This window comes from Rhizobium sp. 01L410 (assembly GCF_056400165.1).
On the sequence record NZ_JBFTST010000005.1, the window covers coordinates 296,820 to 321,235 of the forward strand.

General features: G+C 58.2%; 26 protein-coding genes and 6 pseudogenes. 22 read left to right on the forward strand and 10 right to left on the reverse strand.

Going from position 1 to position 24,416, the window contains the following annotated elements; genetic code table 11:
* Positions 1-28: 28 nt before the first annotated feature.
* Positions 29-300: pseudogene (locus AC1DV9_RS13580) on the reverse strand (transposase); the annotation flags it as partial.
* A gap of 137 nt (positions 301-437) precedes the next feature.
* Here AC1DV9_RS13580 and AC1DV9_RS13585 point away from each other — a divergent pair.
* On the forward strand, positions 438-611 hold the full coding sequence (locus AC1DV9_RS13585) for a CrcB family protein (protein ID WP_477948588.1): 174 nt from the start codon (positions 438-440) through the stop codon (positions 609-611).
* Positions 608-1,044 (forward strand): annotated as a pseudogene (locus AC1DV9_RS13590) (EamA family transporter). The gene AC1DV9_RS13585 and the pseudogene AC1DV9_RS13590 overlap by 4 nt, the downstream one beginning before the upstream one ends.
* Positions 1,045-1,279: 235 nt before the next feature.
* Here AC1DV9_RS13590 and AC1DV9_RS13595 read toward each other — a convergent pair.
* Positions 1,280-1,785, reverse strand: a pseudogene (locus AC1DV9_RS13595) (DUF6428 family protein).
* 42 nt (positions 1,786-1,827) lie between these two features.
* On the opposite strand from AC1DV9_RS13595, the gene AC1DV9_RS13600 reads away from it, so the two are divergent.
* The 8 genes and pseudogenes from AC1DV9_RS13600 to chrA all read left to right on the forward strand — a co-directional run bounded on the left by AC1DV9_RS13600 (position 1,828) and on the right by chrA (position 7,778).
* The gene (locus tag AC1DV9_RS13600) at positions 1,828-2,184 is read left to right on the forward strand and encodes an ArsR/SmtB family transcription factor (protein WP_060718455.1); all 357 of its coding nucleotides are present in this window, start codon (positions 1,828-1,830) and stop codon (positions 2,182-2,184) included.
* A pseudogene (locus tag AC1DV9_RS13605) lies at positions 2,181-2,690 on the forward strand (arsenate reductase ArsC); the annotation flags it as partial. The gene AC1DV9_RS13600 and the pseudogene AC1DV9_RS13605, both read left to right, overlap by 4 nt.
* A complete protein-coding gene (arsN2, locus tag AC1DV9_RS13610) occupies positions 2,664-3,122 on the forward strand; it encodes an arsenic resistance N-acetyltransferase ArsN2 (RefSeq protein WP_477948589.1) in 459 nt (152 codons plus the stop codon). The pseudogene AC1DV9_RS13605 and the gene arsN2, both read left to right, overlap by 27 nt.
* A 5-nt stretch (positions 3,123-3,127) precedes the next feature.
* On the forward strand, positions 3,128-4,201 hold the full coding sequence (arsB, locus tag AC1DV9_RS13615) for an ACR3 family arsenite efflux transporter (RefSeq protein ID WP_477948590.1): 1,074 nt from the start codon (positions 3,128-3,130) through the stop codon (positions 4,199-4,201).
* Positions 4,198-4,626, forward strand: coding sequence for an arsenate reductase (glutaredoxin) (gene arsC / locus AC1DV9_RS13620; protein WP_477948592.1), 429 nt, complete (start codon positions 4,198-4,200; stop codon positions 4,624-4,626). The genes arsB and arsC overlap by 4 nt, the downstream gene beginning before the upstream one ends.
* Entirely contained in the window at positions 4,583-5,326 is a 744-nt protein-coding gene (arsH, locus tag AC1DV9_RS13625; RefSeq protein WP_162702708.1) for an arsenical resistance protein ArsH, read from the forward strand. Before arsC ends, arsH begins: the two co-directional genes overlap by 44 nt.
* Positions 5,323-6,564, forward strand: a complete 1,242-nt coding sequence (gene arsK / locus AC1DV9_RS13630; RefSeq protein WP_477948416.1) for an arsenite efflux MFS transporter ArsK — start codon at positions 5,323-5,325, stop codon at positions 6,562-6,564. The genes arsH and arsK overlap by 4 nt, the downstream gene beginning before the upstream one ends.
* The gene (chrA, locus tag AC1DV9_RS13635; RefSeq protein ID WP_477948418.1) at positions 6,561-7,778 is read left to right on the forward strand and encodes a chromate efflux transporter; all 1,218 of its coding nucleotides are present in this window, start codon (positions 6,561-6,563) and stop codon (positions 7,776-7,778) included. Before arsK ends, chrA begins: the two co-directional genes overlap by 4 nt.
* Positions 7,779-7,785: 7 nt before the next feature.
* Here chrA and scpB read toward each other — a convergent pair whose 3' ends face one another.
* The 3 genes and pseudogenes from scpB to AC1DV9_RS13650 form a co-directional block, all read right to left on the reverse strand.
* Entirely contained in the window at positions 7,786-8,463 is a 678-nt protein-coding gene (gene scpB / locus AC1DV9_RS13640; RefSeq protein ID WP_477948420.1) for an SMC-Scp complex subunit ScpB, read from the reverse strand.
* A gap of 114 nt (positions 8,464-8,577) precedes the next feature.
* A complete protein-coding gene (locus AC1DV9_RS13645; RefSeq protein WP_477948422.1) occupies positions 8,578-8,922 on the reverse strand; it encodes a DUF1403 family protein in 345 nt (114 codons plus the stop codon).
* 4 nt (positions 8,923-8,926) lie between these two features.
* Positions 8,927-9,028: pseudogene (locus AC1DV9_RS13650) on the reverse strand (hypothetical protein); the annotation flags it as partial.
* A gap of 1,222 nt (positions 9,029-10,250) precedes the next feature.
* Between AC1DV9_RS13650 and AC1DV9_RS13655 the strand changes: the two are divergent.
* Positions 10,251-10,604 carry a hypothetical protein gene (locus AC1DV9_RS13655; RefSeq protein WP_477948424.1) on the forward strand — a complete coding sequence of 118 codons (354 nt, stop codon included), beginning with the start codon at positions 10,251-10,253 and terminating at the stop codon, positions 10,602-10,604.
* Positions 10,605-10,803: 199 nt separating this feature from the next.
* On the opposite strand, the gene AC1DV9_RS13660 is transcribed toward AC1DV9_RS13655, so the two are convergent.
* Positions 10,804-11,133 (reverse strand): hypothetical protein, encoded by a 330-nt coding sequence (locus tag AC1DV9_RS13660; protein ID WP_477948426.1) that lies wholly within the window; start codon positions 11,131-11,133, stop codon positions 10,804-10,806.
* A gap of 300 nt (positions 11,134-11,433) precedes the next feature.
* Between AC1DV9_RS13660 and AC1DV9_RS13665 the strand changes: the two genes are divergently transcribed.
* The 4 genes from AC1DV9_RS13665 (at position 11,434) to AC1DV9_RS13680 (ending at position 14,723) form a co-directional block, all read left to right on the forward strand.
* Positions 11,434-11,628: a ribosome modulation factor gene (locus tag AC1DV9_RS13665; protein WP_477831467.1), complete on the forward strand. Its 195-nt coding sequence runs from the start codon at positions 11,434-11,436 to the stop codon at positions 11,626-11,628.
* Between the two features lie 119 nt (positions 11,629-11,747).
* Complete coding sequence (locus AC1DV9_RS13670; protein ID WP_162698809.1) at positions 11,748-11,891, forward strand: hypothetical protein; 144 nt, start codon at positions 11,748-11,750, stop codon at positions 11,889-11,891.
* 600 nt (positions 11,892-12,491) lie between these two features.
* Positions 12,492-12,821: a hypothetical protein gene (locus AC1DV9_RS13675; protein ID WP_112540142.1), complete on the forward strand. Its 330-nt coding sequence runs from the start codon at positions 12,492-12,494 to the stop codon at positions 12,819-12,821.
* A gap of 1,110 nt (positions 12,822-13,931) precedes the next feature.
* A complete protein-coding gene (locus tag AC1DV9_RS13680) occupies positions 13,932-14,723 on the forward strand; it encodes a GNAT family N-acetyltransferase (RefSeq protein ID WP_477948428.1) in 792 nt (263 codons plus the stop codon).
* Between the two features lie 238 nt (positions 14,724-14,961).
* Here the strand turns inward: AC1DV9_RS13680 and AC1DV9_RS13685 are convergent.
* Positions 14,962-15,186, reverse strand: a pseudogene (locus AC1DV9_RS13685) (HNH endonuclease); the annotation flags it as partial.
* A gap of 113 nt (positions 15,187-15,299) precedes the next feature.
* On the opposite strand from AC1DV9_RS13685, the gene AC1DV9_RS13690 reads away from it, so the two are divergent.
* Positions 15,300-15,749: a hypothetical protein gene (locus AC1DV9_RS13690; RefSeq protein WP_477948430.1), complete on the forward strand. Its 450-nt coding sequence runs from the start codon at positions 15,300-15,302 to the stop codon at positions 15,747-15,749.
* A gap of 223 nt (positions 15,750-15,972) precedes the next feature.
* A complete protein-coding gene (locus AC1DV9_RS13695) occupies positions 15,973-16,302 on the forward strand; it encodes an HNH endonuclease (RefSeq protein WP_112389470.1) in 330 nt (109 codons plus the stop codon).
* 238 nt (positions 16,303-16,540) lie between these two features.
* On the opposite strand, the gene AC1DV9_RS13700 is transcribed toward AC1DV9_RS13695, so the two are convergent.
* Together AC1DV9_RS13700 and AC1DV9_RS13705 are read right to left on the reverse strand one after the other, a co-directional pair.
* Positions 16,541-17,512 (reverse strand): alpha/beta fold hydrolase, encoded by a 972-nt coding sequence (locus AC1DV9_RS13700; protein WP_162698807.1) that lies wholly within the window; start codon positions 17,510-17,512, stop codon positions 16,541-16,543.
* Between the two features lie 70 nt (positions 17,513-17,582).
* The gene (locus tag AC1DV9_RS13705) at positions 17,583-18,101 is read right to left on the reverse strand and encodes a Dps family protein (RefSeq protein ID WP_112389472.1); all 519 of its coding nucleotides are present in this window, start codon (positions 18,099-18,101) and stop codon (positions 17,583-17,585) included.
* Between the two features lie 373 nt (positions 18,102-18,474).
* Between AC1DV9_RS13705 and AC1DV9_RS13710 the strand changes: the two genes are divergently transcribed.
* From AC1DV9_RS13710 to AC1DV9_RS13730, 5 genes are all read left to right on the forward strand, one after another.
* Positions 18,475-20,049, forward strand: a complete 1,575-nt coding sequence (locus tag AC1DV9_RS13710; protein WP_477948432.1) for an ATP-binding protein — start codon at positions 18,475-18,477, stop codon at positions 20,047-20,049.
* Positions 20,042-20,683, forward strand: a complete 642-nt coding sequence (locus AC1DV9_RS13715) for a response regulator transcription factor (RefSeq protein WP_112389474.1) — start codon at positions 20,042-20,044, stop codon at positions 20,681-20,683. Before AC1DV9_RS13710 ends, AC1DV9_RS13715 begins: the two co-directional genes overlap by 8 nt.
* Before the next feature lie 91 nt (positions 20,684-20,774).
* Positions 20,775-21,146, forward strand: a complete 372-nt coding sequence (locus AC1DV9_RS13720) for a response regulator transcription factor (protein WP_112389475.1) — start codon at positions 20,775-20,777, stop codon at positions 21,144-21,146.
* A gap of 26 nt (positions 21,147-21,172) precedes the next feature.
* A complete protein-coding gene (locus AC1DV9_RS13725) occupies positions 21,173-21,478 on the forward strand; it encodes a UBP-type zinc finger domain-containing protein (protein ID WP_112516722.1) in 306 nt (101 codons plus the stop codon).
* Between the two features lie 53 nt (positions 21,479-21,531).
* Positions 21,532-23,205: an FAD-dependent oxidoreductase gene (locus tag AC1DV9_RS13730; RefSeq protein ID WP_477948435.1), complete on the forward strand. Its 1,674-nt coding sequence runs from the start codon at positions 21,532-21,534 to the stop codon at positions 23,203-23,205.
* A 92-nt stretch (positions 23,206-23,297) separates the two neighbouring features.
* Here the strand turns inward: AC1DV9_RS13730 and AC1DV9_RS13735 are convergent, their stop codons facing one another.
* Positions 23,298-24,413 (reverse strand): FAD binding domain-containing protein, encoded by a 1,116-nt coding sequence (locus AC1DV9_RS13735; RefSeq protein ID WP_477948437.1) that lies wholly within the window; start codon positions 24,411-24,413, stop codon positions 23,298-23,300.
* Positions 24,414-24,416: the final 3 nt, after the last annotated feature.

Genomic DNA, 24,416 nt, shown 5'->3' on the forward strand with positions numbered 1-24,416 from the left:
CCCCTGCCCATGGTTATGCGGTTCTTCCTCAATTCCTGTGATTCAGCGGCATCATTCTCGCCCTCATCAGTTCCGGACCGGCGCGACCGTCCGTTGCTCGCTTCAGTACCTTGAGGCGGTTGATCTGACCTCGGCTTGACCGTTGCTCCAGGGGGGTTCGATTGCATTTCTTACGGCATCAATATCCCGGCGCAAAACGCTGGCGAAACGCATGATTGCCGTGGACTCGGTGTCGATGGCATCGTCGATCCATTCACCCAGTGCCTGCGAGCCCCTGCAGCGCAAGACGCCGCTGAACCGCACAAGCCGCCCATGCGAGCGGCGCGCCTGTTCGGCTTCGGCTTTCCCTACCGCACACTCGCCGTCAATGTTGTCGGCTCTGTCATCATGGGCCTGCTCACCGAATTCAAGAACTGCGCCTCTTCCTGACCACCGGGCTGCTCGGGGGTTTCACCACCTCGACCTTCCCGCTCGATGCCGTGACCCTGTGCGAACGCGGGCAATGGCGCCTTGCTGCCGGATACATCGCCCTTTCGCTGGTTCTTTCGATGGCCGGACTGTTTGTCGGCCTCATGCTGATCCGGCTGGCTGGGCAAGGACAAGCCGCATGAAAATCTTCCTCTCAAGCTGGCCGTTCTGGGCGCTCCTTTCGGCAGGCTTTGCAGCCCTGACGGCGATCTTCGCCAAGGTCGGCGTCGAGAACGTCAATGCCGACTTCGCCACCTTCATTCGCACCATCGTCATCCTGTTGGCCGCTGGCGCAATGGTCTACATCGCCGGCAATTGGGAGGAGCCCTCTTCGGTCTCTACCAGAAGCTGGCTGTTCCTCGTGCGTTCCGGCCTTGCCACCGGCGCCTCCTGGATTTGCTATTTCGGGCATTGAAGTTTGGCGATGCGGCCCGCGTCGCGCCGATCGACAAGCTGTCCGTCGTGTTCGTGTTCATTTTCGCTGTGCTGTTTCTCGGCGATCGCCTGACGCTTTCGAACTGGCTTGGTGCCGCGATGATCGCGGGAGGAGCCGTGCTCGTCGCCTACAGGGCTTGAGATCGACAAAGATAACAAGGGGGAGGATTGCGTGATGTTGAAGGAACAATGCCTGTGGCGCGAGTGGTAGGCCTGGTTCCCCGTCATCCCAATCGATGGTCACGTGTTCTGGCTGGAGGTGGTCTGGCGACGACGAAACCCTCAAACGGGACGGTGGGAGTACCGGTCGTTCCGATCGGACTTTGACAAGCAGATCGAAGCAAGCCGGCAAGAGATTCAATCAACACAGTCAAATCTAAAGGCAGCACGCTGCCCCGCAGCAAGTGGATTGAGCAGGCTCAGCAGCAAGCCAGCGATCACGCGGCTTGCAACTAGCCGCGCGCGGCAACAGTTCGACATGCTGTGCGCCATCGCGAAGCCTTGGTAATCCGGCGCAATAGAGCGACATTGGCCGCACACCGTCGCTGACCTCGAATGTCAGCTTGGCGGATCGGTCCAGCTTCAGATGCTCAGAGACCTTGCGGATGATGGCCGAAAACTTTCCGCCCGGCATGTGAGGTCGATCGTCCTCATCAATGTCCCACAGTTGGACGAAGATCTCCAACCAGCTTCCGGGTTTGCACCGCAGTCCAGCGCCGAGAAATGTCCGGCCTTGACCTCCGTCACATGGTAGCCCGCCTTCACCGGGTGCCCATCGTAGTGGAACACCAGATGCACGTCCTTGGCGCCGGCCAGTGTGTCGAGAAGGAAACCCAAGCTGATGTCTTCAGAAGAAATTCTGCTGTTGTCGATCGCGTTTATTTGCGGTAATCATCGTTTCAACTATTCAAGGATGATTGAAATATGGACCAGCGTCAAGCCCTCGGTGCGTTCGCCGCCCTCTCTCAGGAGACCCGTTTGCAGATCGTCCGCATCCTGGTGGTCGCTGGGCCCGATGGGATGGCGGCCGGGGCATTGGCCGAGAAGGTCGAGGTCTCGCCGTCGAATATCTCGTTCCACTTAAAGGAACTCGAGCATTCCGGGCTGATCGCTGCGCAACGACAATCCCGCTCGATCATCTACACCGCGAACTATGAAGCTCTGGGCGGGCTGGTGCGCTTCCTGATGGAAGACTGCTGCTCAGGTCATCCCGAAATCTGCGCGCCGGCCGCCGAGGTTGCCGCCTGCTGCGCTCCGACGGCCAAGGAGAACCTGCAATGACTGCCGACCGCGTTTATAATGTGCTCTTTCTCTGCGCGGGCAATTCCGCACGCTCGATCCTGGCGGAATCCATCCTCAATACCGAGGGAAAAGGCCGTTTCCGCGCCTTCTCGGCCGGCAGCCATCCGAAGGGACAGGTCCATCCCTGGGCGCTGAAAACTCTGGACGCGCTTGGCTATCCCGCGACCGGATTCAGCTCGAAAAGCTGGGATGTCTTTGCCGAGGCGCATGCCCCGCAGATGGACTTCATCGTCACCGTCTGTGACAACGCGGCGGGGGAAGCCTGCCCGGTCTGGCCTGGCCATCCGATGGCCGCCCATTGGGGTGTCGAGGACCCTGCTGCGGTAGAGGGTTCCGATATTGAGGTTGGCCGCGCCTTTGCCCTGGCGGCACGCTACCTCAAGAACCGTATTACCCTCTTCATCAACTTGCCGATCACCTCGATCGACAAGTTGGCGCTCGAAACTCAACTCCGTCAGATCGGTGCGACCGAAGGCGCCACCTCGCCGACGCTCCTTCCGTTAACCGGACATGAAGACGCACTCCGTAGCGCGCTCGAAAATGCCGACCTTCCAACGGATGATCTTGACGACGCAGGGCGAACATTCTTCCGGATTGCCCGTGGCGTCGATACGGTGGGCTATGGTGGATATGAGTTGCATGGCGACAATGCGCTGCTGCGGTCGGTGGTGATCACGCCTGACAACCGTCACAAGGGCCTGGGCCGTCGTGCGACTGACCTTTTGCTGCGACGCGCCTATGCGGACGGCGCACGCACGGGCTACCTTCTGACCACGAACGCCGCTCCCTTCTTCGAAACCCTCGGCTTCAGGCCGATAGACCGTGCGACGGCGCCGGCCGCAATTTTGCAGACCCGTCAGGCGGCCAGCCTTTGTCCCGCGTCAGCAGCGCTGCTCGCCAAGCCATTGCAGGGATAGCAACGATGTCCTCATTTGAACGCTATCTAACGGTGTGGGTGTTTTTATGCATCCTTGCAGGCATTGCCTTTGGTCACTTGATGCCGGATGTCTTTCAGGTGATCGGCTCCGCCGAAGTCGCCAAGGTCAACATTCCCGTCGCCGTGCTGATCTGGCTGATGATTATCCCGATGCTGGTCAAGATCGATTTTGCGGCTTTGAGCCAGGTCGGCCGGCATTGGCGCGGTATCGGTGTGACTCTGTTCATCAACTGGGCAGTCAAACCCTTCTCGATGGCGCTGCTGGGCTGGCTGTTCATCGGTTATCTGTTCCGGCCAATGTTGCCGGAGGTGCAAATCGATTCCTATATCGCCGGTCTGATCATCCTTGCCGCGGCACCCTGTACGGCGATGGTGTTCGTCTGGTCGAACCTGACCAAGGGCGAGCCCCTCTTCACGCTTTCGCAGGTCGCGCTGAATGACGCGATCATGGTGGTGGCGTTCGCGCCGATCGTCGGCCTGCTGCTTGGTCTTTCCGCCATCACCGTGCCATGGGCGACGCTGGTAATCTCGGTGGTGCTCTACATCATTCTGCCGGTGATAGTCGCCCAGATCCTGCGCCGCAGCCTGCTTGCTTCCGGATCATGGGCATCCCTCGACCGTCTGCTGAAAACACTACAGCCACTATCGTTGGTGGCGCTCCTTGCCACGCTGGTGCTTCTGTTCGGTTTCCAAGGGGAGCAGATCATCGCCCAGCCGACCATCATCGCCTTGCTGGCGGTGCCCATCCTGATCCAGGTCTACTTCAACTCCGGTCTTGCCTATCTGCTGAACCGGGTGTCAGGCGAGCAACATTGCGTCGCCGGTCCGTCGGCCTTGATCGGCGCCTCGAACTTCTTCGAACTGGCGGTCGCCGCAGCAATCAGCCTGTTTGGCTTCAACTCGGGCGCGGCACTTGCAACCGTCGTCGGCGTTCTCATCGAGGTGCCGGTGATGTTGTCAGTCGTCTGGATCGTCAACCGCAGCAAGGGTTGGTACGAGCGCGGCGGCGCCGTGCGAGCAACTTCCCATTCCAAATCCGAAGCCATTGAAAGGGTCTGACCATGGACGCCATCATCTATCACAATCCGGATTGCGGAACGTCTCGCAACACGTTGGCGATGATCCGGAACGCCAGCATTGAACCCACGGTGATTGAGTACCTGAGCAACCCGCCCTCACGCGATCGGCTTGTGACGATGATCGCTGACGCCGGTCTAACCGTGCGCCAGGCGATCCGTGAAAAGGGCACGCCCTATACGGAATTGGGTTTGGACGACATATCCTTGACCGACGATCAGTTACTCGACGCCATGCTCGAAAACCCGATCTTGATCAACCGGCCGTTCGTCATTACGCCGCTCGGCACAAGGCTTGCGCGTCCGTCGGAGATGGTTCTGGAAATCTTACCAGAAACGCATCAGGGCGCCTTCACCAAAGAGGATGGTGAAAAGGTACTCGACAGCGAGGGCAAGCGCATTGTCTGATTTGGCTGCTGCATCGTTGGAACACCTGCAACAGCCGGATCAGGCTGCATTGCGTCCGGCGTTCTCGACCCACAAGCCGCGCATCCTTATCCTCTACGGCTCGCTGCGGACCATCTCCTATAGCCGATTCCTGGCATTCGAGGCTGGTCGGCTGCTCGAGCACTTCGGCTGCGAGGTTCGGATCTTCAATCCGGAGGGTCTACCTCTGCCTGACGCCGAGCCGGTGAGCCATCCGAAGGTACAGGAACTGCGCGAGCTCTCGGCATGGTCGGAGGGTCAGGTGTGGGTCAGCCCGGAACGCCACGGCGCGGTGACTGGGATCATGAAGGCGCAGATCGACTGGATTCCGCTGTCGATCGGATCGGTTCGTCCGACCCAGGGAAAGACGTTGGCGGTAATGCAGGTCTCTGGCGGATCGCAGTCGTTCAATGCCATCAACCAGCTTCGTGTTCTCGGTCGCTGGATGCGGATGATCACGATCCCCAACCAGTCGTCGGTCGCCAAGGCCTTCCAGGAGTTCGACGCGGACGGGCGCATGAAGCCATCCTCCTACTACGATCGCGTCGTCGATGTCTGCGAGGAACTGGTGAAGTTCACCCTTCTGACACGGGATGCGTCTTCCTATCTCACCAATCGCTACAGCGAGCGGAAGGAAGAGGCTGAAAAACTCGAACAACGCGTGGGCCTGAAATCCATATGATGGAACGTCCGCCGATTGCCGCCATCCTCGCTTTGGGCCTCACGCAGATCATCGGCTACGGGACGCTTTACTACAGCTTCAGCATTCTCGCGCCAGACATGGCACGGGATCTGAACTGGTCGGCGGAATGGATATTCGGTGCGCTTTCGGCGGCACTTCTCCTGGGCGGACTGAGCGCGCCGTGGCTGGGCAGGGCGATAGACCACTTCGGCGCGGGCCGCGTGATGACGGCTGGTTCCGCAATTGCCGCTTCGGCCCTTATCGCCTGCGCTTTCGCGCCCGGCAAGATTGCCTTCGTTGCGGCGTTGATCGTGATCGAGATCGCCGCAAACCTGGTACAGTACGGCGCAGCCTTCGCGCTGCTTGTCCAGATCCGGCCGCAGACCGCCCAACGCAGCATCACTTATCTGACCTTGATCGCCGGATTTGCTTCAACAATCTTCTGGCCCATCACCACGACGCTGCATGCCCATCTCTCCTGGCAAAACATCTATCTCGTGTTCGCCGGACTCAATCTCCTGATCTGCCTGCCTTTCCATGCCTGGCTTTCCCATGGGCTTGCCAAGGGCCGCCGACAGGAACAGAGCGGATCGGTAAGCGTCGTTGACGGGGCTTTGCGTCCGGACGTCAGACGCCTTGGGTTTATTCTGATGGTCGCCGGTTTCTCGTTGCAGTCGCTCGTTAGCGCGGCAGTGTTGGTCCATATGGTGCCGCTATTGTCGGGCCTCGGTCTGGGCGCCACGGCTGCAACAGTCGGCACACTGTTCGGCCCGTCGCAGGTTTTGAGCCGGTTCACGAACATGGTGATCGGCGGCAATCTGCCGCCACTGGCTTTGGCAACGATCGCCGCGGCGCTCATTCCGGGTGGCGTGCTGATCTTGATCCTCACGGCGCCATCCGTGACCGGAGCGATGGCTTTTGCGATCGTTTTCGGTCTGGGCAACGGCCTGTTCAGCATCGTCACCGGCACCCTGCCGCTGACGCTATTTGGCAGCGAAGGCTATGGCAGATTTCAGGGTAAGGTTATGGCGGCGAGGCTCATAGTCTCTGCGACCGCACCGTTCGCCCTGGCGTTTGCCATGGCCAATATAGGCGCAACCTCCTCGCTCGCGATCACAACGGGGCTCGGCGCACTTGCAATTCTGGCGTTTCTGACGATCGCGAGACTTGCAAATGAAGGCCCGGCGGTTGTCAGGATCCAACTGAGAGAACTCAAGGGCGAGGCAGGAGCAGAATGACAGACAGCACGAGCACGGCCCAGACTCAAACGCCTGCCGGCACGCCCGCAGAAGTCTTTCTCACGTTCCTGAAGCTCGGCCTCACATCATTCGGCGGACCGATTGCTCATCTCGGGTACTTCCGGGAAGAACTCGTGCACCGACGCGCTTGGCTTTCCGATCACGCCTATGCCGATCTGGTCGCCCTTTGCCAATTCTTGCCGGGTCCAGCATCCAGTCAGGCGGGTTTTGCTTTAGGCATGATACGCGCGGGCTGGCTAGGGGCACTGGCGGCCTTTACGGCCTTCACCTTGCCATCTGCGCTGATCCTGTTGGTGTTTGGCATGTCTGCTGCAAGCATTTCGGGGCCGGTCGGCACGGGCGTGCTGCATGGCCTGAAGATCGTCGCAGTCGCCATCGTGGCGCAGGCCGTCTGGGGCATGGCGAAGAACCTCTGTCCGGATAAAGAACGAGCGGCAATTGCGGTCGCGGCCGTGGCGGTGCTCGCATTCATGCCGGGAGCCTTCGGCATGGTGAGTGCGATCCTGATTGGCGCAGGCGCGGGGCTGGCACTTAGCCGCGGCACTGGCACACCAGTGAGTGGCCATGTCACAATGCCGGTGTCCCGACAGGGTGCGGCTGCGGCACTCGTCGCTTTTTTCGGACTGCTTGTGATTCTGCCTCTGCTCGCGAAATACGGCCAGGCATTCGCTGTCGCTGATAGCTTCTACCGCGCCGGTTCACTCGTGTTCGGCGGTGGCCATGTAGTCTTGCCTCTTCTCGAGGCCGAAGTCGTGCAACCTGGGTGGGTATCCCCCGATGCATTCCTGGCAGGCTATGGTGCCGCACAGGCGGTCCCTGGGCCGCTGTTCACCTTTGCGGCCTACCTCGGCACTGTACTTGGACCGCAGCCGAATGGCATAGTTGGCGCAGTAATCGCACTGCTCTCCGTCTTCCTGCCAGGATTTCTGATTCTCATCGGCGTACTGCCCTTTTGGGACCGGTTTCGCTCGTCGGCGACAGCGCAGTCGCTTATGCAGGGAGCAAACGCTGCGGTTGTCGGCATCCTCGGCGCTGCCCTCTATTCGCCAGTATTCACAAGCGCCATCGGCAACATGCGTGATTTCACGCTGGCCCTCTCCTGCTTTCTACTTCTGATGTCGTGGAAGCTTCCGCCGTGGCTCGTTGTCGTTGTGGCTGCGGTTGGCGGCGTAGGACTGGCTCTGATTTCTTGAGAATGCCTCACGGAGGTCTCGTCCGTGAGGACAAAACAGATGGTCCGAATTCTAGGCTCCAATCTCCTTCAGTTGGTCGCAGCACCGAGAAATCGACGCTCGCATCTTCTTCACCATCAAAGAATTCCTCGGCCGCGACGGAAATGTCGTCGCCATAGGGGATGGTTCTGCTCAGCAATCCATCGTCTTCGAGTGCCTCGATATCAGGAAGATCACGCAGGGCATCAAAGCCAAAGGCTGATAGAAAATGCTTCGTCGTTGCAAAAGTGTATGGCGCTCCTGGAGCCGGACTGCGTGGTCCAGAAGAAATAAACCCGGCGCCACGTAGGAGCCAATCGTGTCGCGGCTGACTTCCTTGCTGAACTGCCTTGCCAAAGATCTTCGATAGTTTGCCGCGGGTGATCGGTTGGAAATATCCCACCGCCATCAGCACCATCGCCTCGAACTCCGACAGTGCCGCCGTCCCTTGTCGGAGCCGAGCAGGCGCGGATCGTCTCGGCGAACCGCGGGCGGGTTCGATGCTGCCACTCGCGACCGACACCAGCTCATAAGGCCGGGAACTGAGCTCCTCGCGCAGATCATCGATGAGAAGATCGATGCTGCAGTCTTTTCCGCCCGCTTGCGCCAGCGTCTCGCGGCTAACGGGTTCGGCGGAAACAAAGATCACCGCCTCCACGCCCACCATCCATTCCCGCCAGCGCAGATCTGATGGCAGGTCTTTGCTCGCGATCGAAGAGCACGTCCTGTCGTTCTTTAGCCTGGCGCCGACCGGTCTTGGCTGTGCTCACTGCTGCCATTGTCACAACCCAACCATCCGGAAGGAGGTGCGGCCGGAAAGCTCCCGCACCGCCTCGAAACTTTCCGACGCTCGAACAGCTGTGTGGCCGCCCCGGTGCGCCAGAACGGCCTCGGCCAGCCCAAGCGCCAGCACCTCGGCATCCGGGCGAACGGCAGAGATCGCCGTAATAAGGTCCGCCACCACGAAGGGTATTGCTCGCCCGGACTGAATGGCAGAATCGACGATATCGGGAATTGAGGCAAGTCCGTCGTCCCACCGAAACCCAGAAAGGTCGGCGATATCTTTGACGAATGAGGTGGTGACCGGTCCGGATCGGCGCGTCAACATTCGTGTCGCCAGAAACAACTTTCTAGCCGGGCCGGAATCCTCGACGGCGACGGTTAGCAGGACGGCGTCCCGGATAGCGCGCGCATTCCTCTTCGTTTCGGCCGAGCATCTTGGCAGCTACGGCGGCCGATTTGAGGGCAAGCCGATCGCGCCAGCAGCCAAGCTATGGAGGGTCGGCGCGATGCCGTAAGAAATGCAATCGAACTCTCTGGAGCAACGGTCAAGCCGAGGTCAGATCAACCGCCTCAAGGTACTGAGGCGAGCAATGTACGGTCGCGCCGGTCCGGAACTGATGAGGGCGAGAATGATGCCGCTGAATCACAGAAATTGAGGAAGAACTCAGTTAAGTGCGAAACGACAGCACGTTCATCGCTCGCACTCTCACTTCCCCATCTTGCCCCCGGCTCCACCGCGCTCGTGTCACGTGACTAACATCATCAGTTTTGATTAATTCCCGCCGGTGATACGTCTTGGCGGCCACCTTGTTGCATGAAGGGCTCGCCTGCGTATGGCGAGCCCTTCTCAAACGAGACGTGCCCTGGCATCCCTGCTGCGCAAGACTTCTCGTTCGCGCCGGGCTCTTGAACACCGCTTTTGGCGTTGAGGGCTTGGGAGGGAATCCTGGAAGATTAATTCCCTTGATCCTATCGGCTTTTTGACCCCGCATTTCTCATTGACGAAACCGCGGCTGCAACACCAGAGATTTCATCAGGCCTAATTCCCTCGGCAGCCTACGACCTGTCCGCGCGAAGACACTAGCGCGGAACCGGTATGCGGCCTTCCGAGTTACGCTACCGATGTCAATTTCCCGGACATCATACTCCACAGCACCCCCTTGCCCCGCTCTGAGCCGGGTTTTTCTTTGGCAACGGCATCAGACCAAAGTCCTAGGCATGGAACCGCGTTCAGTGGCCGGCGTTTTGAGCGCGTTATCACCTGTTTGGAGTAACTCGAATGAAAGCTATTATCATCGCAGGCATGATCGGCCTGGCTTCTATATTCTCATCGGCCACTCCCAGTCTCGCGGATAGCGTAACAGTGACGGTCGGAGACAGTCATCATGGCCGGTCATGGGATCGCCATCATGACCGTCGGGATTGGCGCCACGGCCGAAACTACTATCGTCATGGCCCGCGATGCCGCGTCAAGACCGTTCGGTACCGGCACCATCACCGCTGGGTCTACTCCAAGAAGCGTATCTGCCGCTGGTAATGCTCACGAGCGGCGCCATCCACGCTCGGAGGCGCCGCGAGCCTCTTCATGTCGATATTGGAAAACATACATTCAAAAATTGCAATCTAATCGCGGTATGAGCTAGGTTCCCCGTCGATACGTTGGAGGCCACCTTGCCTGATCAATCTGATGAAAGCCGCCACTTGATGAAAACACTGATTTTCACATTGGGTGTCATCACTGAAAGCAATGAACGAGAAAAGCAGCAAATAGCCGACGCCTACTCGGAGGCTCGTTCTCTGGCCGCCTCGATCCCCTGGGCTGACGGATCTGCGAGACCAAGAATCACTGCCTGTCTTGAGCGCTTCAACGAGTGCAAGGAAGCGGAAAGCGTCGAAGCCGCCGCATGGCTCTTAACTGCCACGCAGGAGCGTGTTGCCGAGAAGGATCTGCCGGATTGGGAGACGCTTAAAATCGTTGCCGACAAGGCTGCAGGAATGTTGCCTCGACCTCGTAGATCGCATTGATCGCCCACAAGCTATGGCTTGTCCGCCCGCCCTTGTCTTCGTGTCGGACAGCTCTCGTTCAAGCCGCTGCTGGTTCGTCTTCAGATCCATGATGACGTCCCTGGCGCCGCACACGCTGCCCTGCGATTCCTTCATGTCGCTGAGCTGTCGCTGTTGGTCGAGGAACCGCTGATCATATGCCGCGAAGACGCGATCGAGTTCAGCGCGCGGCACCTGGGCGTCTCGAAGGTCTTTGACCGCATTCCACACCGCGCTGCGTCCGCCACTGCATCTCGTCCTTGCTGACCATCTTATCGACCAGTGTTGCATTAGCCGTCGAGGTGCTGGCGGTTTGAACCTTCGCGTCTTCCCCGATCTGCGTAATGTTGTCCTCAATTGGCTGCAGCGCAAGAAGCCCGAAGCCGGCAAGGATGGTGATCGTCACCGAGCTGAAGCCGATGATGATAGACCACTGGGTCTTCGAGCCGCCGCCGACCTCGTTGGAGAGGGTGTTGATCGCGGCGTTGAGCTGCTGGAAGCCCGTGTTCATGTTTGAGCGAAGATCGGAGAGTTTTTTGCCCTAGTTCCCGACGCGCTCCAATAGGCGAGCCCAGGAGGCCATAGGATCGAACCGTCTCCGTTGTTGCTCATTTCCAGACTCCCTGCCATCCCTGCCCTTGCCCTTTCGATGCCACGCTACGCTCGATTGTCATGCCTTAAGAAAAGCCGCCCCCGATGAGCGGCTTGGAGTGTTCGGTTGCCCACAATTTATGAACGGCCGTGGGGTAGGGCATTGAAATTCGACCACCCGGAATTACTTGGAAATACCGTTGGTAATGAGGGTGCCAAAATGTGCTTACTGAGAGAAGTTGAAGAGGCCGAGCAACAGGGGCGTGACCTTGCAAGGTCTGGGGGTCTTGCGTCTTCAAACCCATACGCCGACCGCCTAGATCTGCACTCCGCTTGGCTGAGAGGATACCGTTCGGCGTGGGCAACCGTGATAGTCCCAGCCCTTCCAGATGGCGACAAAACAGAGAAACGATAACGTTGCGGGGGGCGCAGAAGGAGACCATCCGGGGCAAAAATTGGCTCCCGCTCGTTAAGCTTCGATCAAGATATATTAGACGACACTCATTCGCGTTGGAGGACGCGCCGGAGGAGCAAATGACCAAGCCACTTCTTGTTGATCATCTTACCGTTTGCGCCAAGCTTGCCCGTTCTGACGGGAACCCACTGATCGAATATTTGATACGCATGGCCCTTCTGGAAGCCAAACCAAAAGGGACGAGAGAGCAGAGCGGGAATTGATACACCCGCAACGCCGCCACTTTCGGCGCGAAGGCCCGGTAGCAGCGTTACCGGGCCTTTTCCGTTAGTGGACGCGGTTCCGACGTGCCCACTTGTGATGCCACGCTGTGCCTCAATCGCAGCAAGAGAACCCTTACGGTTGACAGCCGTGAGGGTTATTCGTTGATGGAAGGGAAAAAGCCGCCTCACGCGAATGAGGCTCAGGAAAGCCTTAGGAACGTGAGGCGGCTCGATACGATGGCAGTGACACTCATCGTATTTGTAAACTTGGCGAGGTCATCAACGCGGCTTTGGAGAGCGGACAATGACCTCTAAACAGATGTCACCAACTGTCTAGATGAAGGGTAGCGGATAAAACTCCAGATGCAAATGGTCTTGGCCGAGCTTTTATCCAAAGCTTGACGGAACGCGCTCCTGCCAAGCGCGTTCCGCATGGCGTTAAAGCCGAAGGAGGGAAGGCTTACGCCACTCAACAACATCGAGATGAGTCGAGAGTTCCGTCAACCTTTAGTGATCCAGTCGGCCGGAACATCAAGGTTCAGCACTTGTTCTCTCCCCGTGTTGCCATCCGGTGACAATTCCTGAAGGAGGAAACATTAAATGAAAATGAAACTCGTAGCCGCATCGCTTCTCGCTCTCGGCATGGCAACTTCGATGTCTTATGCTCAGTCCAACCCGGTTCCGAACAATATGGCGACCGACAAGAACGCCAATGAAGATGCCGGCGGCGGCGCCAATGGCGACATGGACAGCACTGGCACCAAGACGATGAAGCCGATGTCCACCGATGGTACGATGACCAATAGCACGACCAAGACCAACTCAACCGACTGCAAGGACGGCTCCAACACCAAGGGCGCTCTCCAGACCCAGGCGGGCAAGAGCGACGCTACTCCGCAGGGCGTGGCTTGCGGCGAGAACAACCAGTAAAATCTCGCTTTATCGAGAACGAGGCCGGCACGTCCGGCCTTTTTCTTTGCGCGGAATTTATAACCGTGCGCCGTCCCTACCCATAGGTAAGACCTGTATAATGCGACGGTGGAAAATCACATTCAAGGGCGTCGGTCAAACGGGGGCAGTTTGAGCCGTGAACGTTGACCATCAGCCCAAGCAGTCGCATAGGCCTCGAATTTGAAGCTTTGGCTGGTCACGACCCCACCGTCAAGCACGTAGACCGCCCAACCGTCGCCCAACTTCACCACTTTTACAGAATCTTCCACGTCGCTCCCCGCGCAAGGCAGATGGCGATGATAGACCGGTTCAACAGGAGGAAAAAGCCCATTTGTTTGCTTCATTGTTTTCAGATGAGGGTGGGAGGCTTTAACGCCTGCTTCGCCGACTATCGGGAACTCCCATGCGCTCTACATTCGGAAGGGGTCCACACACCCACCGCACAGATTCCGGCCGCGGTATCGTCGATCGCTTTCTGATCTTTCAGCGTGGCGCCCTTTGCTCCGGTGAGCGAGGTCCCGACGATAGCCCTAGTCGTGGATGACAGGCTTTTCTTCGATGCAGTCACACTTTGCTTGAGACCGGTAACTTCTCCGGGGTCAGGCGGCGCGCAAGAGGGGTGGCTTGGGTTTGAAGATCGAAGGCACGTTCGGTTCTGGCTGTCAAAACCGGTGCCCTCAAGCGATCGCGAAGTTCGCCGTTCAGCGCGGCCGTCCGAACTTGCATGAGCACGTGCGCGCCGTGGAGCGACCATCGCATTGCAGTAGAGATGCGAACGGGGACTTCAAGGGAACCGAGGCAACGGGGAAGCGCGCCATCCCTCGACCCAGCGATGCCCCTGCCAGTCCGCCGCCGATGATGATCAGATCGCATGCCGTGCTGCCCATTGATCGCTCAGCCAATATGTCGCATCGTAATAGTATCATCTACTCGGCAGGGGTCTAGGTAGTGCTTTCAATCACTTGCTCTCAGCGCCTTGAGCAAGAACATGTCGACGCTTTTGAGCCACGGCCGCCACTACCGACAACGATCCCCGACTTTGGCCGGTCGTTCAAACGATGCTAGCGTCGGAGCAACATGGAGGCGCACATGGCGGGATATTTCGGAACCGACATTCAACAGCGGCTGCAAGCTCAGGCCGAGGAAAGTGCGGAGTTCATCGCCCACACTCCTGGAGCGTGCCAGGCAGGACGTACCATGGGGTGTGACGATCCCAAGCAATTTGGATGGGATAGAATTGGCGAAATCGTCGAGCGAGACGGAGTTTGTGGCTTCAGACTAGTGGACACCGCCGATGTGCCTGAGATCAGTTCCGAACTCTTTGCACGCGGCTGCAGGTTCGACACCTGGGAGGTATTTCTTGCCGAACGCGATGCGGCGTTGCTCGCGTCCTGCAAGATCGCGAGCGAGCCGCTACCGAGCGGTCTTTCCCTGTGGACGATCACGGACGATCCGGAGAACCAGCAAATCAAGGACACGCAGGCCATGATGGCGAGCGCCGGACTTGTCCCCTTTTCCGGATCGATGTTAACGGGAAAGATCGGCCGTTCGGTGACGATCATGATCGGCGACGAGGCCGGAGTTGTGGCTACCGCACACGGTTACATTCCCCACAACGCTTTCAGTCCCTACAGAGGATATGCATGGGGCGGTTTGGTTGCAGTAGCCGAAACTCATCGTGGGAGAGGCCTCGGCAAGTTAGTCAACGCCCTAATGATTGAGCGAGTGCTTAAGGAGCTAGGGGCAAGCCATATTTACGAATTGGTCTCGGCGAGCAACGTGCCTTCGAGACGAATGGTCGAGGCTTGCGGGTTAACGTTGGAGCTGACACTCACCTGTGGAATCGCCACGCCACAAGAAAGCGCGCGTTTCACGAAGTAGTGGGCGCCAAGTTACCAAGACTGTCATGACGGCTATTTGCGCACAGGCGACATGGCACTGCGATGGAGGCATGTCCGCTTTCTGGCATTTAGGGGACGGCCGTTACGTCCGAAAAAGAGGCGCAAAACGGTCGTTACGCGCGAGCCACATATGGCTCAAGAAAATACCTTTTCGGCGTCTTCGCCTTGGAGGGATATGAACCCGCGGCATGCTAATATTTGAATGTATTCTCACGATGCTATTGTAGAAATTGAGGATGCGGGCGCTCGTGAATCCCTGCCGGCGAGATCGCCTTTCCAGTCTTGTTGATGAGACCCTGGATACTGTCGCGATCGTTTGTATGGCGTGAGACCAGAATCTCAAGATCGTCTGACAAGCCGATAAGGCCTCGATCAAACATCCAATGTGCAGTTCCGGAGAGCGCAATGCCGTTCGACAAGATGTCTGGTCCATTTGCTTCAAGAGTTCATCCGCCCCTACCCCACAAGCCTGATCATCCATCGCAAACGGTCGCCGATCCTAAACCGCCATTTCGACCGGACCGCGATCGGACAAGCCTGTGGGATCGAAGACGAAATGGCTGAACTGAAGAAGCAGTTACGGCCGGCACTGGATGCGATCATCAGATGGCTGAAGGCACCGCCCGTCGCAGAAGACGATCCTCCGGCGAAGCTGTCTACGCGCGCAAGCAAGGTCGCACCGGCCAGAAAGACCGCGGCCGCCGCCTCGACCAGAAAAGCCCAACGCGCTGCCGCAGACGGAGTTTTCGCACGACACACAGCGACGTCCCGCGGCCCGGCGCCAAAACCGATCAGCCCTTTTCCGGATCCGCTGTTTGACGCGACCGACGACCCTGCGAATTTCCCGGGTGCGCTGATATACCTTATGGGCCGATTTGGCGACAGCTATTGGCAGCTCTGTCGGGCAGTCGGTTGCGAGCTTCGACATCCTGCGGCGGATCGAGCAGCGCTATCGATTACATCGAGGCGCCCCGGCGATCTCGCCGAGGCGCTTAAACTGATATGAACCGACGACCTGCCAAAGCGCAGACCGCAACTTATGGACAATATTGTACAATTCTCTCGCTTGTCTCTAGGACCGACCAACTGGTCGTCTTTACTCCCCTCGGTTACTCCGATGCAAACGCAATTGCCTTGCTGAAACCGGCTTAGTGTTGTCGGCATGTCGGGGATGGTCTAACAAAGCCGCGCGGACGCAGTGTGACGGCCGACAGAGAGACACCAAATCGATGGCACGCAAGTACAGAGACGATTTCGCTTCGCAAGATGTCGAGTCAGAGCCGGTCATCTGCCCGCTCTGCGAGCGGATAATACCTGACGACCAGATCGAGGACCACCATCTTGTTCCCAGGAGTAAGGGTGGCAAGATCAAGGTGCCATTGCACGGGATATGCCACAGCCACATACATGCAGCCTTCACGGACGCCCAGTTGGCGAAGAAGTTCTCTACTGTCTCAGCTATTCTCGAGGATCCAGAGATTCAGAAGTTCGTCAATTGGGTAAAAACAAAACCACCTGGCTTCGATGATGAGGCAGAGAAGCGTAGCCGACGTCGTTGAGAATTGGCAACGAGACTGCCCGCGTAAGGCTTGATTTAAGATTTCCAGCACATTGTCCGCCGGACACAACGCTTTTACTCTCTCCTGGTAAAAGCAATAATTCGGCATACTTCGCGTTGAACGGATTTGAACCAGTACTTTACGGAAACGGAGTTTTTGCCCAGCCAAGGCCCGTAGAGATCAGTGAGTATGGCGGCCTGAATATCAGCCGCCATACTCGTATCAGAGCTGAAGGCTACTACGCCTTAATGAACGCCAACAGGTCCGGATTGATTACGTCGGCATGGGTTGTCAGCATCCCGTGCGGGAAACCTTTATAGATTTTCCGGGTGCTGTTCTTCAGCAGTTTTGCTTGGAGTTCCACGGCGTCCTTGTAGGGAACGATCTGGTCGTCATCGCCTTGTATGACCAGCATCGGCACGGTGATTGCCTTGAGGTCTTCTGTCTGGTCGGTTTCAGAGAAGGCCTTGATGCCGTCGTAATGCGCCTTGGCGCTGCCCATCATGCCTTGGCGCCACCAATTGTCGATCACGCCTTGCGACACTTTCGAGCCTTCCCGATTAAAGCCGTAAAATGGGCCGGAAGCAACATCGAGGAAGAACTGCGCGCGATTGGCCGCGAGAGCGTTGCGGAAACCGTCGAACACTTCGATCGGTGTGCCATCCGGATTACCTGCGGTCTTGACCATCAGCGGCGGAACGGCGCTGACAAGAATAGCCTTGGCGACACGGCCCTGCGGCTGCCCATATTTAGCGACGTAACGAGCGACTTCGCCACCACCTGTCGAATGGCCGATATGGACGGCGTTGCGCAGGTTGAGGTGCTCGGCGACAGCTGAAGCGTCGGCGGCGTAATGATCCATGTCGTGACCGTCGCTCACCTGTGACGAACGGCCGTGGCCGCGGCGATCATGTGCGACGACGCGGTAGCCCTTGCTGACAAAGAACAGCATCTGGGCATCCCAATCGTCGGACGACAAAGGCCAGCCATGGTGAAACACGATCGGTTGAGCCTCCTGCGGACCCCAGTCCTTGTAGAAGATTTCAATGCCGTCCTTTGTGGTCACGAAACTGTGGGTCATTGATTCAATTCCTTGCTGATGAGGAGAAATTTTCTTTTCAGATGCCGAGGCCGGAATAGCCAAAGCCAAAGAAATGGTGGTGCCAGTTAGCAGAACCTGCCGACGGGAAAGGGAAAATTCGTTGGTCACGAGATGTCTCCAAGATTTCGAGCCGACCAAGTCCGTATCGGCCGGCATCGCCGTTGACGGGCCGATATGTTTACTGGGCGCCGCGGGTGCTTTCGAACAGGAACCAGGCGCGGCGCTCGGCCTCATCGACCCAGTTTTCGATCAGGCTTGCAGTCGCGATATCGCCGTGCTCGTCGCAGAGATTGTGGGTCTCCTTCATCAACGACACCAGCGTGAGGTTGTCCTCGCGGAGTTCGGCCAGCATGTCGGCGGGGGTCACGAAATCAGCATCGTTGTCGAGCAGGCGCTGAACCTTGGAAATATGGCCGATCGAACGAATGGTCGTGCCGCCAATCTTGCGAGCCCGCTCGGCGACATCGTCCGTCATCGCAAAAATCTGTTCGCCCTGCTCATCGAGCATCAGGTGATAATCGCGAAAATGCGGCCCGCTCATGTGCCAGTGGAAATTCTTGGTCTTGAGATAGAGCGCGAAGACATCGGCCAGAAGCGTTGTCAGCGCGCCAGCGATATCGTTGGTCGCGTTCGTGCCAAGCATTGTCGGGGTTGTGAGCGGCGACTTGCGGTGTTTTTCAGCGAGCGTGCGGTCCATGATGATCTCCATTTGGGTTGTGCGAGTTGATGGAATTTTTTTAGACGAGGCAGCCACCCCACGGTATCCAATGCTTGGCTAGTCGAACCCACACCTTGGTATAGTTTCGCATCTCTCTTACTGAAGTTAGGTTTCCGGGGTCTTCGATCCTCCCGAGAAGACGTGCTGGGCTTCATGCCCTGGAAGGTTGGTGCCCCCTCTCCCGAACCTTCGGATTCGCAATCCAACAAGGCCATTCCAGCCGCTCTGGGATGGCCTTTTCTTTAAGGCACCTTTGAGATTGAGTGTGCAGCGGAATAGCCGATTTTGGGTTTGCGTTTTTCTGGCCGGGATGGCTTGATGGCGTAATTGGCATCCATCTGGAAAATTGGCATTGCGCTTATTTGGTCTTGTGAACCCGAAACAACGGTTATCACCCTATGAGATAGGGGTTGTCTCTTTCGCTTTTCTGCTTGCCGCCACGCTTTTCTATCTCGACACGTTCACGGACATCCAAAGCGCGCTTGCCACACTCTACGTTATCACGTTGCTTCTGTCGGCGGAAACGTTGACGGAAAGAGGGACGCTGCTGCTGGCGGGCGTCTGCATCAGCCTTTCGGCACTCTCCTATGTCGCCGGTCATGGGCTGCAAAGCGACCTTGCCGCAGCACTTCGCCTGACTGTTGCTATTGCAGCCATGGTTATCACCTGCCTCCTGATCATTCGAAACCAGCGTGCGCGTCTGGCTTTGATAAAATTCAACACCGACTTACAGAGCAGTGAGGAGCGCTACCGAACGATCTTCGAACAGAGCCGCGTCGCCCTGTGGGAGCGCGACTACTCTCAGGTCCGCGCACTGTTAGTGAAGCTCCGTGAAAATGGCGTTTCCGACCTGCAGGCTTACGCCCGGAACAATCCCGACTTCATCGCAGATTGCATCGCTTGCATCCCAACGGTCGCCGCTAATGCCGCTGCACTCGAGCTCCTCGGCCACGTCGATGCGCGGAATGTCAGCTCGATGCGCCGCTATATTGCGCAGGACGACGCAACGTTTCTCGAACTGATGGTGGCAATATTCAATCGAGAAAGCTCCTTCGAAGGAAAAGGCTCTATCATCACCAGCGACGGCACGACCAGGCTGGTCTTGCTGACGGTTGGGTTTCCGGAAGATGTCGCCAACTTCGACCGGGTCATCGTTGGCATGTTCGATATTACCGAGCGCGAGATGGCGCAAAAGGCACTGTTCGAAGCCCAGGCGGAACTCGCGCTCGCATCGCGAGCCGCAACGGTCGGTGCGCTTTCGGCATCGCTTGCACATGAACTCAACCAGCCGCTCGGCGCGCTTGTTGTCAATGCGCAGACCTTGCAGCGCTGGCTTGATCGCGATCCGCCGGATCTGGCCGCTGTGTCCCGCTCGGCTGAGCGGATCGTCAGAGACAGCCAGCGTGCCAGCGACATCATCCAAAGCACCCGATCGATGCTTAGCGAGCGCACGCCGGTCCTTGAGTCGGTGTCACTTGCCGATCTCGTCAGCGAGACGCAAATGTTGATGGAGAGCGAGCTCGCCAAAAACCGGATCGCATTTGACACCAGTGAAACGCCTGGGATAACGGCGGTCAGCGCCGTCCGCATCGAATTGCAGCAGGTGATGATCAACCTGTTCACCAATGCTGTCCAGGCCATGGCAGCAACGCCAGAGCAACATCGACGGATATCGGTGACGATCGAACCGGCGGAGTGCCAGAGCGTCAGTATCAAGGTTCATGACAGCGGCCCCGGCCTCAGCCCCGAGGTGCTCAAAAATCTGTTCAAGCCGTTTTGCACCACCAAAGCAACCGGTCTCGGCATGGGTCTTGCAATCTGCCGCAGCATGCTGGAAGCGCGGGGCGGTACACTGACCGCCGACAACCACGCCGAAGGCGGCGCACTGTTCCAAATGACTGTACCGATCGAGGCTGTCCATGAATGATGCCAGAAAGTCCGCAAAAGCTCAGGGCAATGACACTCCGGTGGTCTATGTCGTTGACGATGATCCCTCGATCCGCGACGCACTGGTCGATCTGTTCCTGTCGATCCGAACCGAGGCGCACGCCTTCGAGGGCGCCCAGGACCTGCTGGACAAGGCCGATCTCAAGCGACCGGGCTGCATTCTGCTCGACGTGAGGCTGCCCGGCGCCAATGGTCTCGACTTCCAGCTTCATCTGGAAAAACTTGGCAACCAGATGCCGATCATCTTTATGACCGGCCACGGCGATATACCGATGACCGTGCGCGCGATGAAGGCAGGGGCTGTCGATTTTCTGGCCAAACCGTTTCGGGACCAGGATATCCTCGATGCAGTCTCCGTTGCTTTCCAAAAGGACCGTGAAGTCCGTCAGCAATCGGCGGCCAATGGCGCCGTTGCTGACTTGGCAAAGACGCTGACACGCCGCGAACATGAGGTCATGGCAGCCGTCGTGCAGGGCCTGATGAACAAGCAGATTGCCTTCAACCTCGGCATCAGTGAGATCACGGTCAAACTGCATCGCGGCAATGTCATGCGCAAGATGGACGCGCGCTCGGTAGCCGATCTGGTCCGCAAAGCCGAGCTGCTTGGGCTATAGATGGGAGAACCTAGACTCTTGTATGGTACAAGGACCGGTCTCGAAGGGGCATATACCGGGTTGTTGATCCAACACGGCAAGGCCAGAGAAATTGCACAAAACACCAGTCATAGCCATCGTCGACGATGATCGGTCGATCCGCGAAGCGCTTGACGATCTCATTTTGTCCTGCGGCTATCAAAGCCGGCTGTTCACATCCGCGGAAGAGTATCTCGCTGCGCAGGATCGCGCGTCGATCGATTGCATGCTCGTGGATGTCAAAATGCCCGGTCTCAATGGCATCGAGCTGCAGGCTGCGTTGAATGAACAGGATGCGCGCAAGCCGCCAATGATCTTCATGACGTCCTATAGCGACAATAAAACAAGGGCGGCGGCGATGAGTGGCGGCGCTTTTGCCTTTCTCGGCAAGCCCGTAAATTTTAGCCAATTGGTCCAGTGTCTCGAACAAGCGCTGAAGCACTGATCCACATGCCAACGAGGAGTAAATCCATGTCGCACGGCTGCTATCACACATCGACGATCCGGACGGTTCGGCCCAAAACCCTCGGCTGCGAGGAATGCCTGGAAACAGGACAGGCGTGGTTTCACCTGAGACTCTGCCGCGAATGCGGCCATGTCGGCTGCTGCGACCAGTCGCCTGGCCGTCACTCGACCGCGCATTTTCATGCGACAGGGCATCCGGTCATCGAGGGCTACGACCCGCCCGAGGGCTGGGGTTGGTGCTATGTGGACGAGATCATGGTCGATCTGCCGGATCAGACGCCGCAACGTGGTCCGATACCGCGATATTACTGAATGGAAGCGCCCATCGGCATTCGCCAGATGACATTGTATCCACGGGAGAATTCATGGCGGATCTCAGCACCCGACAGCACCAGATGTTTCCGGTGCTTGAACCCCATCAGATCGCCACGGCAAAACGTTTTGCCAGTGGCGACCCACAACATTTCAAAGCCGGGGATTTTGTCTATAGGGTGGGAGATCACGCAGCCCCTGCCTGGCTGGTGCTTGAAGGATCAATGGATGTCTTTCACCATGATGGCCTGTCGCATGAGGCGCCTATCACCACACATGGCGTTGGCCAGCTGTCCGGCGAGGTCAATCAACTTTCGGGCCGCCCGACATTGGCCGGTGCACGGGCCGGTTCGGACGGCTGCACCGCGGTTGCGTTCGATGCACCACATCTTCGCGCCCTGGTGATTGGCTCGGCGGATGTCGGCGAGATTATCATGCGCGCCTTTATCCTGCGTCGTGTCGGTTTGATCGATGCCGGGACAGGCTCGGTTCTGATTGGTGCTCCCGGCAATGTCGCGTTATCCCGCCTGCAAGGGTTTCTTGCCCGTAGCGCCTTTCCCTATCTCGTGCTCGATTCTTTGTCCGAGGGTGAAGGCCGCTCGTTGATCGAACGCTTGGGCATCCTCGCCTCAGAGCTGCCTCTTATGGTCTGCCCCAATGGCACCGTGCTGAAAAACCCGACCGATGCGGAAGCCGCAGCGTGCCTGGGCATGACGCCTGAACTCACGCCCGGCAAGCTTTATGACGTTGCCGTTGTCGGCGCCGGGCCCGCCGGCCTGGCCACCGCCGTTTATGCCGCCTCCGAAGGGCTCGAAGTCATCGTCATCGACGAGCGTTCGGTGGGAGGACAAGCAGGCGCTTCCTCACGCATCGAAAACTATCTCGGCTTCCCGACCGGCATATCCGGCCAGGCACTGGCCGGGCGCGCCTATAACCAGGCACTTAAATTCGGCGCGGAAATGGTCTTGCCAGTCGCGGTGAACAGCCTGATTGCGCCCGAGGGCGATACCGGAGTGCTGACGCTGGAGCTCGCAGGTGGAAAAGCCGTGACGTCGCGATCAATCGTCATTGCGTCCGGTGCGCATTACCGGCGTCCGAATATTGCCAACATAGAGAGCTTCGAGGGCAATGGTATCTCTTATTGGGCATCGTCAATCGAGGCGAAACTCTGCGCCGGCGAAGAAATCGCCCTGGTCGGCGGCGGCAATTCGGCTGGCCAGGCCATCGCTTTTCTCGCACCTCAGGTCAGGAAACTGCATCTCGTCATCCGGCGCGCGCTCGAAGAGACGATGTCGCAATATCTGATCGATCGCATCAAGGCTTTCCACAATGTCGAACTGCACATGCACTGCGAAGTGGATGCGATCGAAGGCGCTCCCGCAGGCGGCCTGAAATCCGCTACCCTGCGCAATCGGCTGGATAACAGCGAACGACAGCTGTGCCTCCATCACCTTTTTCTGTTCATCGGAGCCGATCCCAATGCAGGTTGGATCAGTAACCGCGTCCATACCGATGAGAAAGGCTTTATCGTTACAGGCCAATCGTTCGATGCGCTTTGCAGCTTTTCCCGCCAGCCCCTACCGTTGGAGACCAGCCTGCCGAATGTTTTCGCCATCGGCGATGTGAGGGCCGGATCGACAAAACGGGTGGCGGCCGCAGTCGGGGAAGGTGCAGCCGTCGTCTCCCAGATCCACGCTGCGCTCAGCCTGATGAAGACCCCGCACTGAAGCATTCGGATTTCTTGAAATCAAACGACCCGCTGGCGGATGCCAACGGGTTTAAATGTCATTCTCTAACGTGATAGACAATCGGTCGGCGCTCAAATTGCCGATGCACCAAGCTGCCGACCGTAAGCAACGATTTCCCGCCCGACGACGCTGCGATCAACCTCGAACCGCTGCAGGGCGGCAGCAAGGTCAACCGCGGACGCCAGGCAGTTACTCAACGCCATGACATCGCCGGCTGCTTTCGACACGCCCATTGCGGTGTGCGGCCGCGCGACGAAGGCGGCGTCACCGATCAAGACGATTGAACGACCGATCATACGGGGTGCCTCGTAGTCGAAAATACCTTGGATCGACGGGCTCGGCTCCGCTTCAACCGCCAGCGCAAATTGGGTCGGGAGTATTTGTCTCGCATCGGCACGTAAGGCTTCCAGACGGTCGCCCGACAGACCGCCACGCGGCAGCGAAAACGTATGCATCCGCTTAAAGAGATCGGTGAACGTGCCGGCAAGTTCGCTTGGCTGCACCTTGCGATACCAGACCCAGTTGTAGCGCCTGCTCTCGATATTCATCTCGCCCTTCGAGCCCGGCACCAGATAGCCGAGAATATGAACCCCCGGCCGAACATAAAATGAAAACCGATCGAGAAGCAGAGCGGCGCTAGAGGGCAGACTGGCTTCCGGGATCAGCCCGCGCCATGCGACATAGCCGGAATATCCGTTCTGGAAGTCCTCCGGGTTGGCGCCCTTCCGCACCACCGAGCCGAGACCATCGGCGCCGATAACAAGATCGGCTGTCTCCCGCGACCCATCGCCGAAGACCAATTCGGCGCCACTGTCACCATCCAACACGTCGATGACATCCCTCCCCAACAGGTAACTCCCCGACGCGATACGCGAGGCCACCGTTTCGAAAAGGACGTCCCATGAGATTTGCATCTGGGGCATGTTGACGGTCTGGGCGACGCTGCCATCCTTATTGAGATAGATGCGTTCCTTAGCGAGCACACCGACACGCGCGACGTGCTCGCAGCCGATCAGCCGGAGGATATGTAGAAGGTCGGACTGGCCGACCAGGCCCGCTCCCCGGCCGGCAAGACCGTTCTTCGATCGCTCGTAGATGCGAACATCGTGGCCGGCCTGCTGTAACATGATGCCGGAAAAGAGACCGGCGAGCGAGCCGCCGACGATTCTGATACGAAGCTGTTTCATGGT

Bases quoted from the DNA above. Each gene is read 5' to 3' on its own strand.
- AC1DV9_RS13600 (WP_060718455.1), top strand. From the start codon at position 1,828: ATGGACCAGCGTCAAGCCCTCGGTGCGTTCGCCGCCCTCTCTCAGGAG.
- arsB (WP_477948590.1), top strand. From the start codon at position 3,128: ATGTCCTCATTTGAACGCTATCTAACGGTGTGGGTGTTTTTATGCATC.
- arsH (WP_162702708.1), top strand. From the start codon at position 4,583: ATGGTGAAAAGGTACTCGACAGCGAGGGCAAGCGCATTGTCTGATTTG.
- arsK (WP_477948416.1), top strand. From the start codon at position 5,323: ATGATGGAACGTCCGCCGATTGCCGCCATCCTCGCTTTGGGCCTCACG.
- chrA (WP_477948418.1), top strand. From the start codon at position 6,561: ATGACAGACAGCACGAGCACGGCCCAGACTCAAACGCCTGCCGGCACG.
- scpB (WP_477948420.1), bottom strand. From the start codon at position 8,463: ATGGTGGGCGTGGAGGCGGTGATCTTTGTTTCCGCCGAACCCGTTAGC.
- AC1DV9_RS13660 (WP_477948426.1), bottom strand. From the start codon at position 11,133: ATGAACACGGGCTTCCAGCAGCTCAACGCCGCGATCAACACCCTCTCC.
- AC1DV9_RS13665 (WP_477831467.1), top strand. From the start codon at position 11,434: ATGTGCTTACTGAGAGAAGTTGAAGAGGCCGAGCAACAGGGGCGTGAC.
- AC1DV9_RS13670 (WP_162698809.1), top strand. From the start codon at position 11,748: ATGACCAAGCCACTTCTTGTTGATCATCTTACCGTTTGCGCCAAGCTT.
- AC1DV9_RS13675 (WP_112540142.1), top strand. From the start codon at position 12,492: ATGAAAATGAAACTCGTAGCCGCATCGCTTCTCGCTCTCGGCATGGCA.
- AC1DV9_RS13680 (WP_477948428.1), top strand. From the start codon at position 13,932: ATGGCGGGATATTTCGGAACCGACATTCAACAGCGGCTGCAAGCTCAG.
- AC1DV9_RS13690 (WP_477948430.1), top strand. From the start codon at position 15,300: ATGGCTGAACTGAAGAAGCAGTTACGGCCGGCACTGGATGCGATCATC.
- AC1DV9_RS13695 (WP_112389470.1), top strand. From the start codon at position 15,973: ATGGCACGCAAGTACAGAGACGATTTCGCTTCGCAAGATGTCGAGTCA.
- AC1DV9_RS13705 (WP_112389472.1), bottom strand. From the start codon at position 18,101: ATGGACCGCACGCTCGCTGAAAAACACCGCAAGTCGCCGCTCACAACC.
- AC1DV9_RS13715 (WP_112389474.1), top strand. From the start codon at position 20,042: ATGAATGATGCCAGAAAGTCCGCAAAAGCTCAGGGCAATGACACTCCG.
- AC1DV9_RS13725 (WP_112516722.1), top strand. From the start codon at position 21,173: ATGTCGCACGGCTGCTATCACACATCGACGATCCGGACGGTTCGGCCC.
- AC1DV9_RS13730 (WP_477948435.1), top strand. From the start codon at position 21,532: ATGGCGGATCTCAGCACCCGACAGCACCAGATGTTTCCGGTGCTTGAA.
- AC1DV9_RS13735 (WP_477948437.1), bottom strand. From the start codon at position 24,413: ATGAAACAGCTTCGTATCAGAATCGTCGGCGGCTCGCTCGCCGGTCTC.